Origin of the sequence: Hydrogenophaga sp. NH-16, assembly GCF_004006415.1 — a bacterium.
In the GTDB taxonomy this organism is placed as follows: domain Bacteria; phylum Pseudomonadota; class Gammaproteobacteria; order Burkholderiales; family Burkholderiaceae_C; genus Hydrogenophaga; species Hydrogenophaga pseudoflava.
Window position 1 is genome coordinate 489,946 of the sequence record NZ_CP029344.1, and the last position, 14,067, is coordinate 504,012.

Below are 14,067 nucleotides of genomic sequence, written 5' to 3' on the forward strand. Positions count from 1 at the left end.
AATCCGGTGGTTTTTGTCGGGCGAATCAAACACTGGAGCCCGCACTTCGCCGGGGAAGGGCGGGCCTGCAAGCTGTGTGGGCGAACATTTGGTATGCAGTCCTTGCGGGGTTCCGTCGGGCCAGGGGCGCCGAGGTGGCCGGGATGTCTGTATCCGAAACCCCTGTGCTGGGGGGTGGCCGGTGCCGGAGGTGCTGCTGTCGCGCTTGCGGTGCAAAACGCGCGATTATAACGCTGGGCTCGACTTCAGTGCCTTGATGCGCTCATTGACCTCCCGCAGGCGCTCGCGGGCTTCCGGGTCGGTGGCGGCCTGGAGGGACAGCGCCTGGCTCTGGCGCATCAGGTCGTCCCGGCGCAGCAGGTCCATCACACCGGCCAGCTCCTCCAGTTCGGACGCCGAGTCGGCGGCGATGGTGGCCTGCTCCACCTCCGCGCAGACATAGGCCTCGAACGCTTCCCCGCGCAAGCCCTCGCGCAGCGCCGCCCAGGGCTGCGGGCCGTGCTCGTGCAGCTGTGCCTCCAGCCAGGCGAATACGGGGCCGTGGGGCGCTGGCAGGTGGGCCAGCATGGCATGGTCGTCGGCCGAGAGGCTGTCCCAGGCGGCGGCGTTGGCCAGCAACAGGCCCACGGCCCGGTCCGTGCGGCTTTTGCTCGCGGTCTGACGGCCCAGCATGCGCGGCGGCGGTGGTGGGCCTTTGCGCCAGTTGCTGCGGCCGCTGCCGCCGGTCCAGGAACCTCGGCCGCGGGATTCGGCCGGGGCGCTCCATGTCCCGGACGGATTCTGGGGTGGTGGGGCCGGGGAGAAGGCCGCATGGTGTGCCACCCCGCCGTCGGCGGGCGGTTGCGGGCCGTGCGCGGTGGGCGGCTGGCGCTCTTCCCGCGGGCGGCGCGGCGCACGGTCGTCCCGTTGCCAGAGCTGCTGCAGGTCGGGCGTGCCGATGCCGATCTGCTGGGCCAGCTCGGCCAGCAGCTGCCGCTTGAGCGCGCCCTCGGGCAGGGCGCTCCACAGTGGCCGCGCCTGGCTGGAGAGGCGGGCGCGGCCTTCGGCGCTGCCCAGATCGCAATCGGTGCTGGCGGCGTCGACCAGGAATTTCGACAGCGGCACCGCCTGCTTGACGAAATTCGCGAAGGCGTCGGCGCCATGTTCGCGGATGTAGCTGTCCGGGTCGTGCTCGGGCGGCAGAAAGAGGAACTTCACGCTGCGCGTGTCGGTGGCCAGCGGCAGGGCGGCATCCAGTGCCTTGCGGGCGGCGCGGCGGCCGGCGGCGTCGCCGTCGAAGCTGAACACCACGGCGTCGGTGAAGCGGAACAGCTTGTGCACGTGGTCGGACGTGCAGGCCGTGCCCAGCGTGGCCACGGCATTGGCAAAGCCCAGCTGGGCGAGCGCGACCACGTCCATGTAGCCCTCGGTCACCAGGGCGTAGCCGTGCTGGCGGATGGCGGTGCGGGCCTCGAACAGGCCATACAGCTCCCGGCCCTTGCTGAACACCGGCGTCTCGGGCGAGTTCAGGTACTTGGGTTCGCCCTTGTCGAGCACGCGGCCGCCGAAGCCGATGCACTCGCCCTTGACGTTGCGGATCGGGAACATGATGCGGTCGCGGAAACGGTCGTAGCGCTTGGCCTCGCCGTCCTGGCCTTTTTCATCTTCATGCTCGATCACCAGGCCCGACTCGACCAGCAGGGGCTCGCTGTAATCCGGAAACACGCCCGCCAGGTGGCGCCAGCCTTCGGGTGCGTAGCCCAGGCCGAAGGTCTTGGCGATCTGGCCCGACAGGCCCCGACCCTTGAGGTAGTTCACCGCGCGCGGCGAGGCCTTGAGGTCTTTCTGGTAAGCCTTGGCGGCTTTCTCCAGCACATCGGTCAGGGTGGCCTGCTTCTGGCGCTGCTGGGCGGCGCGTTCGCGGTCCTGCGGCGATACATCGTCCTCGGGCACCTGCAGGCCAACCTGCTGTGCCAGGTCCTTCACCGCCTCGACGAAGTTCATGCCCGCGTGTTCCATCAGGAAGCCGATGGCGTTGCCGTTGGCCCCGCAACCGAAGCAGTGGTAGAACTGCTTGGTCGGGCTGACGCTGAACGACGGCGACTTTTCGCCGTGGAACGGGCACAGCCCCATGAAGTTGGCGCCGCCTTTCTTCAGCTGGACGTACCGGCCCACCACATCGACCACGTCGACGCGGTTGAGCAGTTCCTGGATGAAAGATTGCGGTATGGCCACAGGGCTATTCTCTCGCAAGCCCTTTCTGAACACGGAGAACCGCATGACCAGCATCTACGACCAGGACCTGCCCCGCAACGAAGCCAATTTCGCGCCGATCTCGCCGCTGTCTTTCATTGAGCGCACCGCCGAGGTCTACCCGGACCGGCTGGCCATCGTGCATGGCGGCTTGCGCCAGACCTGGGCCCAGACCTACGCCCGCACCCGCCAGCTGGCCAGTGCGCTGCAGAAAGCCGGCATCGGCAAGAACGACACCGTGGCGGTGATGCTGCCCAACACGCCGCCGATGGTGGAGGCGCACTTCGGTGTGCCCATGGCCGGCGCGGTGCTCAACGCGCTCAACACCCGGCTGGACCCGGAGGCGATTGCCTTCATGCTGGACCACGGCGAGGCCAAGGCGGTGATCGTCGACCCCGAGTTCGCCGGCACCATGGCCAAGGCGCTGAAGCTGCGCACGCGAACCGAGCCGCTGCTGGTGATCGACGTGCAGGACACGCTGTTCACCGGCGAGAGCCAGCCCATCGGCAGCACCACCTACGAAGCCTTCATCGCCGGCGGTGACCCGGCCTTTGCCTGGCAGCTGCCGGGTGACGAGTGGGACGCGATCGCGCTGAACTACACCAGCGGCACCACCGGCAACCCCAAGGGTGTGGTTTATCACCACCGCGGCGCGGCCATGAACGCGATCAGCAACGTGCTGGAGTGGGACATGCCCAAGCACGCGGTCTACCTCTGGACCCTGCCGATGTTCCACTGCAACGGCTGGTGCTTTCCCTGGACGGTGGCGGCGCGCGCGGGTGTCAACGTCTGCCTGCGCCGCGTGGAGGCGCAGACCATCTTCGACCTGATGCGCGAGCATGGTGTGACGCACTACTGCGGTGCACCCATCGTGCAGGGCCTGCTGGTCAATGCGCCGGCCGCGATGAAGGCGGGCATCCCGGCGGGCATCAAGGCCATGGTCGCGGGCGCCGCGCCGCCGGCTTCGATGATCGAGGGCATGGAGCAGATGGGCTTTGACCTGACCCACGTCTACGGTCTGACCGAGGTCTACGGCCCTGCGACGGTCTGCGCCAAACACGACAGCTGGAATCAGCTCGACATCGGTGAACGCGCCCGGCTGAATGCGCGCCAGGGCGTGCGCTACCACCTGGAACGCGATGTGCGCGTGCTGAACCCCGAGACCATGCAGCCGGTGCCACTGGACGGCGAGACCATGGGCGAAATCATGTTCAAGGGCAACATCGCCATGAAGGGCTATCTGAAGAACCCGAAGGCGACGCAGGAGGCCTTTGCCGGCGGCTGGTTCCACAGCGGCGACCTGGCGGTGCAGTACGCCGATGGCTATTTCAAGATCAAGGACCGCAGCAAGGACATCATCATTTCGGGCGGCGAGAACATCTCGTCCATCGAGGTCGAGGACGTGCTTTACCGCCACCCCGACGTGCTCGCTGCTGCCGTGGTGGCGCGGCCCGACCCCAAGTGGGGTGAAACGCCGTGTGCCTTTGTCGAGCTGAAGTTCGGTGCGCACACCACGCCCGAGGACATCGTGAAGCACTGCAAGCAGCACCTGGCCGGGTTCAAGGTGCCGCGTTACGTGGTGTTCGGCGAACTGCCCAAGACCAGCACCGGCAAGATCCAGAAGTTCGAGCTGCGCAAGCAGGCGGGATCGGCCAGCGCGATCGACGTTTAGTCCCCGGCGACCACTCCTTCGCGGCGCGGGTCGGCGCCGCCGAGCCACACCGTCTGTCCGTCCTTCGTGCCGCGCTGGAGCGCCTGCAGACCGCTGGGCATCGGCGCCTCGCTGACCGTGTGGCCCCTGGCCTGCAGGGCCTGCACTGTCGTCGCCGGAAAACGGCCCGCCTCCAGCATCACCGGACCGCCCAGCGTGCCGAAGTTCGGCAGATCGATCGAGGCCTGCGGCGACAGACCGCCGCCCAGCGTGCCCAGCAGCGTCTTGGCCGTGAAGTGAATGATCAGTGCACCGCCCGGGCTGCCCGCGCTCATCAGCAACTGGCCCGTGGCCTGGTCGAACACCAGCGTCGGCGACATCGACGAACGCGGCCGCTTGCCGGGTTCCACCCGGTTGGCGATGGGCTGGCCCTGCGCGTCCGAGGGGGCAAAACTGAAATCGGTCAGCTGGTTGTTCAGCAGGAAGCCGCCGCTGCGACCTTGCCCGGTGTTCACCATCAGCCGCGAGCCAAAGCCGGCCTCGATGGTGGTGGTCATGGCCAGCGCGTTGCCGAAGCGGTCGGTGATGCTGATGTGGCTGGTGCCGTATTCGGGCTGGTCGGGCATGGGCGCATGGGCCAGGGGGGCGCCGCCGGGCCTGCCAGGGCCGACCTGCGGTGCGCGGGCCGGCGTGATCAGGCGCACGCGGTCATCCAGGTAGCGTGCATCCAGCAAGCTGTCCCAGCGGCCGGCCGGGGCGGCCACGAAGTCCGGGTCGGCCAGGTACTGTGCGCGGTCCGCGAATGCCAGGCGCGAGGCCTCCATGTAGGCGTGCAGCCAGTCGGCACCTGGTGTCCCGGTCAGCGGTGCGGCGCCCAGCGGCGTGCGGGCCAGCAGCCCGAGGATCTGTCCGACCGCGATGGCGCCCGAACTCGGGGGCGGGAAGCCGCAGATGCGCAGCACCTTCGCCGCCGCGGTGTGGTCCATGCACAGCGCTTCGCGCTCGCGGGGCTGGTAGCGCGCCAGGTCGTCTGCCGACAGCGTGCCCGGCGCTTTTGGATGCCGGCGCACCTTGTCCACGATGGCTTGCGCCACCGGGCCTTCGTGCAGCGCCCGGGGGCCCTGCGCCGCGATGCCGCGCAGCACCGCCGCCAGCTCGGGATTCTTCAGCACATGGCCGACCGGGTGCGGCGTGCCGTCTGGCTGGTAGAAGTAGGCCGCGGCCACCGGGTCGGCCTTGAGCGCACTCTCGGCCGCCAGCAGCGTGTGCAGGCGCGGACTGACGGCAAAGCCCTGCTCGGCCAGCACGATGGCGGGTTCGAACAGCGCCGCCCAGGGCAGGCGGCCGTGCTGGTGGTGGGCGAGGGCGAGCATGGCGACCGCGCCGGGTGTCCCCACGGAAAGGCCGGAGGCGACCGCGTCCATGAAGGGCAGGGGCTTGCCATCGCCGGCCAGGAAGAGTTGTGGTGTGGCGCCGGTGGGCGCGGTCTCGCGGCCGTCGAAGGCCTGCACGCGGCGGCCGTCGTGGTGCAGCAGGAAGGCGCCGCCGCCGATGCCGCTCGATTGCGGCTCGACCAGGGTCAGCACCATCTGCACCGCCACCGCGGCGTCGACCGCGCTGCCACCGGCGCGCAGCATCTGCAGACCGGCCTCGGCGGCCAACGGGTTGGCCGCAGCCACCGCCTGCTGGCTGAACACCCAGCCGGATTTGGCCTGCAGGCCGGAAGCCAATTCGGGCTGTGCCGGTGACGATGCCACGCCGGTCGACCGGTGCGTGTCCGCCGATCCGGCACAGGCCGCCATGATCGCGCCGATGGCAAGGACCAGCACGCGATGCCCCGTCCGTTTCGTGCACTCTTTCATGAAGTGGTCCATTTTGTAACTTGATGTTGCAGATACTTGCCCGAGGTCAATCCGGCTGGTGGCCCGCTGGGCTATCTTGGCTTCATCGGCAACCAGCCGCTGATACGAGAAAACCCTGATGACGCTGACAAGCACCGCCGCCCCTCCAACCCCCAACCATCGTCCGCCCGTGCAGGGGCCAGTGCACAACCTGACGCAACTGGTGCAGGCTTTCGAGTTGCAACATCGGTGGCCCATTGTGAGTCTGAGCGAGGCATTGCTGCGGTTGCGCATCCTTGATCAGGGCACCGTGGACGGCTTGCTGGCAGAGGACCCCGATCTGTTCCGGTCGCGCTCGCACGAACTGGTCACACGCATGGTGCTGACGGACGACGAGCTGCAGCGGGCGTTGGCCCGGGTGGCCGGGGTGGTCGAGGTCGAGGCCCTGGGTTTCGAGGTGGAGCGTGGTGCGTTCGACATCCTCCCCTTGCGGGTGGCCCACGCCCACACCGTGCTGCCGCTGGGCATGGCTGCCGACCGGTTCCTTGTGGCCTCCTGGACGCCCACCAGTGGTGATCTGCACCGCGCCCTCTGTTCTTGTACAGGGCATACGGTGGAACTGGTCTGGGCCAGTCGTGAAGCCATTGAACGGCGGCTCGAAGTGCAGGACCGGGTGGAGCGGGCAGCCCATGCACACAGCGCACCCGCCATCGTTGAAGAGGCACGCCGACGCCTTTCTCCACAAGGGGGGGCCAGTGTGGCCGGTCATGCACTGGTGGACGACCTGGTGATGCAGGCCATGGTCGAGGTCGGGTCGGCGGCCGAGTCCGAGCAGATGGCCTCTGCCAGCGAATCGGCCGGCATGGTGCGCCTGGTCAACCAGATGATCGCGGAGGCGCAGCGGTTGCACGCCTCCGACATCCACATCGAGTCCAACCCCGGGGAGGCGCTGACAGCGATCCGGTTCCGCCGCGATGGCGATCTCGAACCCTACCTGTGGCTGCCCGCCAAGCTGCGCGCGCCCCTGGTTTCGCGCATCAAGATCATGGCGCGGCTGGACATCGCCGAGCGGCGGCGTCCGCAGGACGGCAAGATCGACTTCGCCGAGTTCGGTGGCACGGCGCTGGAGCTGCGCGTGGCCGTGATGCCCACCCACGATGGCCTGGAGGACGTGGTGCTGCGCCTGCTGGAATCGGCCAAGCCGATCCCGCTGTCGCAACTGGGCCTGCAGCCGCGCGACCTGGACACCATCGCCGGTTTCTCGCAGCGCAGCTTCGGCATGGTGCTGGCCGTGGGGCCGACCGGCTCGGGCAAGACCACCACGCTGCACTCGATGCTGGCCGAGGTCAACACCGCCGACAAGAAGATCTGGACCGCCGAGGACCCGATCGAGATCACGCAGGCCGGACTGCGCCAGGTGCAGATGAATGCCAAGATCGGTCTGACGTTTGCAAGCGCGATGCGCAGCTTTCTGCGCGCCGATCCCGACATCATCATGATCGGCGAGATTCGCGACGCCGAGACCGCGAAGATCGCCATCGAAGCCTCGCTCACCGGTCACCTGGTGCTCTCGACCCTGCACACCAACAACGCCAGCGAGAGTGTGGTGCGCCTGCTGGACCTGGGCATGGACCCGATGAACTTCGCCGATTCTCTGCTGGGCCTGGTGGCGCAGCGCCTGGTGCGGGCCCTGTGCACGCACTGTTCCGAGCCTGGGCCGCTGGATGCAACGGCCTGGACGGCGTTGCTGGAGGAATACCGCGAGGGCAGCGACTTGGGTCTGGCACAGGCGCAGGACCGCTTGCTGACGGCGGCCGGGGTGTCGACACCTGCCGAGGTTCGGATGCGCCACGCGGTGGGCTGCGACCACTGCGGCGGCAAAGGATACAAAGGCCGGCTGGGCATCTACGAGATCCTGCAGAACAGCCGCAGCGTCAAGCAGCTGATCCAGGACCGTGCCCGACCGACCGAGATTTTCGATGTTGCCGTGCGCGAGGGCATGCGCAGCCTGCGCCACGACGCGCTGGAGAAGGTGGTGCGGGGCCGCATCGATCTCAAGCAGGCCCGCACGGCTTACCGCTGAGCTCGCCAGAAGCTTGGCACGGTCAGGGAAGAACCCTCCGGCGCGAGACATCCCACCCAGGATGCGGTGGAACCGGCTTTGCCGGGCCACTCGCATCGCCCCCTGGAGGGGGCGCGTGCAGCGCGGCAGGGGTGGGCCCTGTCAGCGAGGCGCCAGGCGGATGGCGCCGTCCAGGCGGATCACCTCGCCATTGAGCATGTCGTTCTCGATGATGTGCTTGGCCAGCTTGGCGTAGTCGTTCGGCGTGCCCAGGCGGCTGGGGAAGGGCACGCTGGCGGCCAGCGCATCCTGCACCTCCTGCGGCATGCCGAACAGCATGGGCGTGCCGAAGATGCCGGGGGCGATGGTCATGTTGCGGATGCCGTTGCGAGCGAGGTCGCGCGCGATCGGCAGGGTCATGCCCACCACGCCGCCCTTGGACGCGGCGTAGGCCGCCTGGCCGATCTGGCCGTCGTAGGCAGCCACCGAGGCGGTCGAGATCATCACGCCGCGCTCGCCGGTGGCCTCGGGTTCGTTCTTGCACATGGCGTCCGCAGCCAGGCGGATCATGTTGAAGCTGCCGACCAGGTTGACCATGATGGTCTTGGTGTAGACGGCCAGCGAGTGGGCGCCATTCTTGCCCACGGTCTTCTCGGCCGGGGCGATGCCGGCGCAGTTCACCAGGCCCATGAGCTTGCCCATGGACACGGCCTTGGCGACCACGGCCTGGCCGTCGGCCTCGTTGCTCACGTCGCATTTGACGAAGGCACCGCCGATCTCCCGGGCGACCGCTTCGCCTTTTTCCGCCTGCATGTCGGCGATCACCACCTTGCCGCCGTTGGCCGCCAGCATGCGCGCTGTGCCTTCGCCCAGGCCCGATGCGCCGCCGGTGACGATGAAGACCTTGCCTGCGATTTCCATGGAATGCTCCTCTTGGATGGAATTGACGTTAACGTAAACGTCAATTATCGCCCACAAAAAAGCCCGCGAGAAGCGGGCTTTCGGTCGATCACTTGAACCCGACGCGGTCCAGCATCTGCTGCACCTTCACCATGTTCTTGGCCACCACGCCCAGCGGAATCTGCTCGGCCTTGAAGTTGTCGCCACCGATGGCCTTGAGGGCCGCGTTCTCGATCTTCACGCCCTTGGCGGCTGCGAACTCGTTGTTGCCGTTGGCGAAATAGTCCTGGGCATACGGGCTGGCCAGGTACTCCATGAACGCGATGGCGTTGTCCTTGTTCTTGGCGTGCTTGGCCACGGCGGCGCCGGCGATGTTGACGTGCGTGCCGGTCGTGCCCTGGTTGGGGAACACCACCTTCACCTTCTCCATCACTTCCTTTTCGTCGGCCTTGCTCGACTTGACCAGCCGCGCAATGTAGTAGGTGTTGGAGATGGCCACGCCGCACTCGCCCGAGGCAACGGCCTTGATCTGGTCGGTGTCGCCGCCCTTGGGTGCGCGCGCCATGTTGTCGACCAGGCCCTTGAGCCAGGCCTCGCCCTTGGCATCGCCCAGACGCTCGACCACGGTCGAGAACAGCGAGAGGTTGTAGGGATGCGAGCCCGAGCGGGTGCACAGCAGGCCCTTGAGCTTGGGGTCGGCCAGTTGTTCGTAGGTGGCGACGTCGGCGGCCTTGACGCGCAGCGGGTCGTACACGATCACGCGGGCGCGGGTGGAGAAGCCGGTCCAGGTTACCCCGTCCTTGGTGGCGTCGGCGCGCAGGTTGGCGGGGATCGCGGCGTCCAGCTTGGCGGACTTGATCGGCAGGAACAGGCCGTCCTTGTCGGCGCTGGCCATGCGGGCAGCGTCCACCAGCAGGATCACGTCGGCCGGAGATGCCGAGCCTTCGGCCTTCAGGCGGGCCACGATGCCGGCGTCGTCGGCGTCCACGCGGTTGATCTTGATGCCCGTGGTCTTGGTGAAATTCTCGTACATCGCCTCGTCCGTCTGGTAGTGGCGGGCGGAGTAGATGTTCAGGACCTTGTCCTGGGCCAGGGCGTTCAGGGACGTGGCGGCAGCCAGGACAATCGGGAGCAAGGCGAATGAGCGCATGGGTTGTCTTTCAATGTGGGGAATGAGTTGCGGCGGATGCTAACACAAATGCGAATGGTTCTTGATAAGAAATTCTTGATCTGGGTCAATGCCCTGTTGCTGGTCGTGCTGGCTGGTTGCTCCACCGTGGCACCGCCCGCAGAACCCCCGGTGGTGACCCCGCCCGTGGTGGAGGTGCCCCAGCGCCCGCCGCGGCTCGGGCTGGCTCTGGGCGGGGGCGCGGCGCGGGGTTTTGCCCATGTGGGGGTGATCCAGGTGCTGGAGGCGAACGGCATCCGCCCCGATGTGGTGGCGGGCACCTCCGCCGGCAGTCTGGTGGCGGCGCTGTATGCCAGCGGCAAGCGCTCCGCCGAACTGGAGCGCGTGGCGATGGGCATGGACGAAGCGCTGCTGACCGACTGGACCATGCCGCTGGCGAGCCGGGGCCTGCTGCGGGGCGAGGCGCTGGCGCGCTATGTGCGGCAGGCGGTGGATGGCAAGCTGATCGAGCAGATGGCGCTGCCGCTGGGCATCCTGGCGACCGATCTCGCCAATGGCAGCGGCGTGCTGTTCCGCCGGGGCGACACCGCGCAGGCCGTGCGCGCGTCCAGCGCGGTGCCCGGCGTCTTCAATCCGGTGTCGATCGCCGGCCGGGAATACGTCGATGGCGGCCTCGTGGCGCCCGTGCCGGTGCGCCAGGCACGCGAGATGGGGGCCGAGGTGGTGCTGGCGATCGACATTTCGGCCGATCCGCAGGACATCCCGGCCAACGGCCTGTTCAGCCTGCTGCCCAAGACCACGGCCATCATGGGGCAGAGCATCAACCGGCTGGAACTGGCCCGTGCCGACGTGGTCGTGCGGCCTTCGCTGGCGGGGGTGGGCAGCGCCGATTTCGCCTCACGCCAGCGGTCCATCGAGGCGGGCCGGGCCGCGATGCAGGCGGCCCTGCCGAAGCTCAAGCAACTGCTGGCGCGGTTGCGCCCGGCAGAACCCCACTGACCAGCCACTGCCAGCCGCGGACATAAAAAAAGCCCTCGCGTTGCGGCGAGGGCTTGAAGGGGTCCGATGAAATCGGAATTTCGAAAAGGACCCGAGGAGACAACCAGAAAAACGGTCTGAGGGTTCAGCGCCGCCTTCACAGGTCTGGCGCCAGTCTGCTTGAGTTCAATGGTATTGACCTTGATCGAAGTCAAAGGTCAGAACATCCGCAGGAACCCTGTGTTGTTCAACGCTTCTTGGCGGCGGCCTTGGTGGCGGTCACGGCCTGGGCGGTGACGGTGTTGAAGTTGGTTTCGGCCATTTCGGTGGCTTGCTTGACAGCCTTCTGCACCGACTCCATGGCGTTGTTGGCGGCGGACACGGCGCTCTTCATCACGGCGACGGCGGTTTCCGAACCGGCGGGTGCGTTCTTGGCGGCGTTGTCGACGACGGCCATGAACTTCTTCTGGGCGTCGGCGGCTTGCGCTTCAGCGGCCTTGCCGAACTCGGCGCCAGTGCCGGAGGCGATGTCGTACAGGTGGCGGCTGTAGGCCACAGTCTTCTCGGCCAGGGGCTGCATCAGGCTGGCTTGCAGCGTCAGCAGTTCCTGGGCGTCCTTGACGGACAGCAGGGCCTGGGCGCTGTTGGCGGATTCGCTCAGAGCGGCCTTGGTGGCTTGCACGTTCAGCTCGACCAGCTTTTCCACGCCTTCGAAGGCTTTCTGGGTCAGGCCGAAGAGAGTTTCGATGTTGGCTTTCTGGGCGGCAACGATTTGTTCAGCGGTCAACATGTATTTAGCTCCTGTAGAAGGTTTTAAAGGGCAGTTGAAGGCTGCTTCGAGAACACCGCGCTGTCTGGACGCTGTTGTTTTCGTTCGCTTTGCTGCGCTGCAACATGACTCGAATTATAGGGACTGAACGAACGGATGCAAGGCTTTTTTGTTGCGCTGCAGCAATTTAGGTGCTGTTTTCTAAAACCGGGTGGCGCCGGCTGGATTTGATGCGCCGGCCAAAATGGGCCGTGCACGTTTTCTATGCCGACCACTTCATCCTGCCGCTGCCCGCCGGGCACCGGTTTCCCATGGCCAAGTACGGGCGCCTGCGCGAGCGGCTGGCGGCCGAGTGCCCGCAGATCCGGCTCGGCCAGGCCCTGCCGGCCAGCGACGGTGAGCTGGCGCTGGTGCATGCCCCGGCGTACATCCAGGCGATCCAGACCGGCGCGCTGAGCGCAGCCGCCCAGCGGGAAATCGGCTTCCCGTGGAGCCCGGCCATGGCCGAGCGGGCGCGGCGCTCGGTCGGCGCCACCATCCAGGCCTGCCGCGCCGCGATGTCCGGAGAAGGTCTGGCGGCCAACATCGCGGGCGGCACCCACCATTCCTACGCCGACAAGGGCAGCGGCTTCTGCGTGTTCAACGACGCGGCCGTGGCCGCGCGCCTGATGCAGGCCGAACACGCAAGGCAGCACCGCGCGCGCGGCCCGCTGAAGGTGGCCATCGTCGACCTGGACGTGCACCAGGGCAACGGCACGGCGCGCATCTTCGCGGACGACGACTCGGTGTTCACGCTCTCGCTGCATGGCGAGAAGAACTTCCCGTTCCGCAAGGAGCCGAGCGACCTGGACGTGGAACTGCCCGACGGCACCGGCGATGTTCCGTACCTGGAAGCGCTGGAACGCGCGCTGGACGAGCTGGAGCGCCGGTTCGAACCCGGGCTGGTGATCTACCTGGCGGGCGCCGACCCGCACGAGGGCGACCGGCTGGGGCGCCTGAAGCTCACGTTCGACGGGCTGGAGGCGCGCGACCGGCGGGTGATGGACTGGGCCTGGCAGCGCCGCCTGCCGCTGGCCTTCGCCATGGCCGGAGGCTATGGCACCGACATGGAATCCACGGTGCAGGTGCAGATGAACACCTACCGGGTGGCGCTGGAGTACCACGCCCGCTGGGCCGCGGCTGCGCGGGCCGGGGAACGCGCGGCGGTGACAGCGGCCTGAAGACCGCGCAGGCAGAATCCGCCGTCATGAACGTCCCTGCCGCCCCCGCTTCACGACCACAGGCCCTGCCGCGCGACCACTACCGCGTGTTCCGCTCCATCGGCACCCGCTGGATGGACAACGACGTCTACGGCCACGTCAACAACGTCGTCTACTACAGCTGGTTCGACACCGCGGTCAACGCCTGGCTGATCGAGCAGGGCGCGCTGGACATCCACGCCGGCGGCGTGATCGGCCTGGTGATCGAGACCCAGTGCAACTATTTCGCTCCGCTGGCCTTTCCGCAGACCATCGAAGCCGGCCTGCGCGTCGCGCACCTGGGCCGCTCCAGCGTGCGCTACGAGGTCGGCCTCTTCGCCCAGGGCGAGCCACTGGCCGCCGCCTGTGGTCACTTCATCCATGTGTATGTGGACCGTGAAACCCGCCGGCCCGTCACCTTGCCCGACAAGCTCCAGGCCACCCTGCAGACCATCACCTGACCGCCGGCCAGCGCTGGGCGGCACCGCTTGCCATAATTGACGTTGACGTAAACGTCATATCCAGGAGACACCATGAGCCAGAACCCGCCCGCGACCACGCCCGTGATCGACGCCGCCAGCGTCGACGCCGCCATCACCAGCCGCATGTCGGCCCGCGCCTTCCTGCCGCAGCCGGTGCCGCGCGCCACGCTGGAGCACCTGCTGGAGGTGGCCTCGCGCGCGCCCTCGGGCACCAACACCCAGCCCTGGAAGGTGTATGTGCTGCAGGGCGCCAGCCGCGACAGCCTGGTGGAGAAGTGCTGCGCCGCGCACGATGCGCTGCGCGCCGACCCCTCGCTGGCCGATCAGTACCGCGAGGAGTACGACTACTACCCCACGCAGTGGGTCAGCCCCTACATCGACCGCCGGCGCGAGAACGGCTGGAGCCTCTACGGCCTGCTGGGCATCACCAAGGGTGACAAGGACAAGATGCATGCGCAGCACCAGCGCAACTTCCGCTTCTTCGACGCGCCGGTGGGCCTGATGTTCACGCTGGACAGGGTCATGGGCCGCGGCTCGCTGGTGGACTACGGCATGTTCCTGCAGAACCTCATGGTCGCCGCGCGCGGGCACGGCCTGCACACCTGCCCGCAGGCGGCCTGGAACGGCTTCGCCAAGATCATCCTGCCGCACATCGGCGCGGGCGAGAACGAGATGCTGGTCTGCGGCATGGCGCTGGGCTACGCCGACCCGGCTGACAAGGTGAATGGGTTCATCACCCCCCGCGAGCCGGTGGCCAGCTTCACGCACTGGCTGGAGTGAGCGGG

Annotated in this window: 11 protein-coding genes; 6 read left to right on the top strand and 5 right to left on the bottom strand. The window is 67.6% G+C overall.

What is annotated here, in order from left to right:
* Nucleotides 1-225 precede the first annotated feature (225 nt).
* Entirely contained in the window at nucleotides 226-2,214 is a 1,989-nt protein-coding gene (gene dnaG, locus DD542_RS02385; RefSeq protein ID WP_127803521.1) for a DNA primase, read from the bottom strand.
* Nucleotides 2,215-2,257: 43 nt separating this feature from the next.
* On the opposite strand from dnaG, the gene DD542_RS02390 reads away from it, so the two are divergent.
* The gene (locus DD542_RS02390; protein WP_127803524.1) at nucleotides 2,258-3,904 is read left to right on the top strand and encodes an acyl-CoA synthetase; all 1,647 of its coding nucleotides are present in this window, start codon (nucleotides 2,258-2,260) and stop codon (nucleotides 3,902-3,904) included.
* Here the strand turns inward: DD542_RS02390 and DD542_RS02395 are convergent.
* Complete coding sequence (locus DD542_RS02395) at nucleotides 3,901-5,685, bottom strand: gamma-glutamyltransferase family protein (RefSeq protein WP_127807255.1); 1,785 nt, start codon at nucleotides 5,683-5,685, stop codon at nucleotides 3,901-3,903. The genes DD542_RS02390 and DD542_RS02395 overlap by 4 nt on opposite strands.
* A 178-nt stretch (nucleotides 5,686-5,863) precedes the next feature.
* On the opposite strand from DD542_RS02395, the gene DD542_RS02400 reads away from it, so the two are divergent.
* Complete coding sequence (locus DD542_RS02400; RefSeq protein WP_127803526.1) at nucleotides 5,864-7,807, top strand: GspE/PulE family protein; 1,944 nt, start codon at nucleotides 5,864-5,866, stop codon at nucleotides 7,805-7,807.
* Between the two features lie 141 nt (nucleotides 7,808-7,948).
* Here the strand turns inward: DD542_RS02400 and DD542_RS02405 are convergent, their stop codons facing one another.
* The gene (locus DD542_RS02405; RefSeq protein WP_066150413.1) at nucleotides 7,949-8,707 is read right to left on the bottom strand and encodes a 3-hydroxyacyl-CoA dehydrogenase; all 759 of its coding nucleotides are present in this window, start codon (nucleotides 8,705-8,707) and stop codon (nucleotides 7,949-7,951) included.
* Between the two features lie 88 nt (nucleotides 8,708-8,795).
* The gene (locus tag DD542_RS02410; RefSeq protein WP_079364993.1) at nucleotides 8,796-9,836 is read right to left on the bottom strand and encodes an extracellular solute-binding protein; all 1,041 of its coding nucleotides are present in this window, start codon (nucleotides 9,834-9,836) and stop codon (nucleotides 8,796-8,798) included.
* A 54-nt stretch (nucleotides 9,837-9,890) separates the two neighbouring features.
* On the opposite strand from DD542_RS02410, the gene DD542_RS02415 reads away from it, so the two are divergent.
* Nucleotides 9,891-10,814, top strand: coding sequence for a patatin-like phospholipase family protein (locus DD542_RS02415; protein ID WP_127803528.1), 924 nt, complete (start codon nucleotides 9,891-9,893; stop codon nucleotides 10,812-10,814).
* 226 nt (nucleotides 10,815-11,040) lie between these two features.
* Here the strand turns inward: DD542_RS02415 and DD542_RS02420 are convergent, their stop codons facing one another.
* Entirely contained in the window at nucleotides 11,041-11,583 is a 543-nt protein-coding gene (locus DD542_RS02420) for a phasin family protein (protein ID WP_066150422.1), read from the bottom strand.
* A gap of 230 nt (nucleotides 11,584-11,813) precedes the next feature.
* Here DD542_RS02420 and DD542_RS02425 point away from each other — a divergent pair, with 230 nt between their 5' ends.
* The 3 genes from DD542_RS02425 to DD542_RS02435 all read left to right on the top strand — a co-directional run bounded on the left by DD542_RS02425 (nucleotide 11,814) and on the right by DD542_RS02435 (nucleotide 14,062).
* Nucleotides 11,814-12,782 carry a histone deacetylase gene (locus DD542_RS02425; RefSeq protein WP_206610753.1) on the top strand — a complete coding sequence of 323 codons (969 nt, stop codon included), beginning with the start codon at nucleotides 11,814-11,816 and terminating at the stop codon, nucleotides 12,780-12,782.
* Nucleotides 12,783-12,808: 26 nt separating this feature from the next.
* Nucleotides 12,809-13,261 carry a thioesterase family protein gene (locus DD542_RS02430; RefSeq protein WP_079364995.1) on the top strand — a complete coding sequence of 151 codons (453 nt, stop codon included), beginning with the start codon at nucleotides 12,809-12,811 and terminating at the stop codon, nucleotides 13,259-13,261.
* Nucleotides 13,262-13,333: 72 nt separating this feature from the next.
* Nucleotides 13,334-14,062 (top strand): nitroreductase, encoded by a 729-nt coding sequence (locus tag DD542_RS02435; RefSeq protein WP_127803532.1) that lies wholly within the window; start codon nucleotides 13,334-13,336, stop codon nucleotides 14,060-14,062.
* The last annotated feature ends 5 nt before the right edge of the window (nucleotides 14,063-14,067 follow it).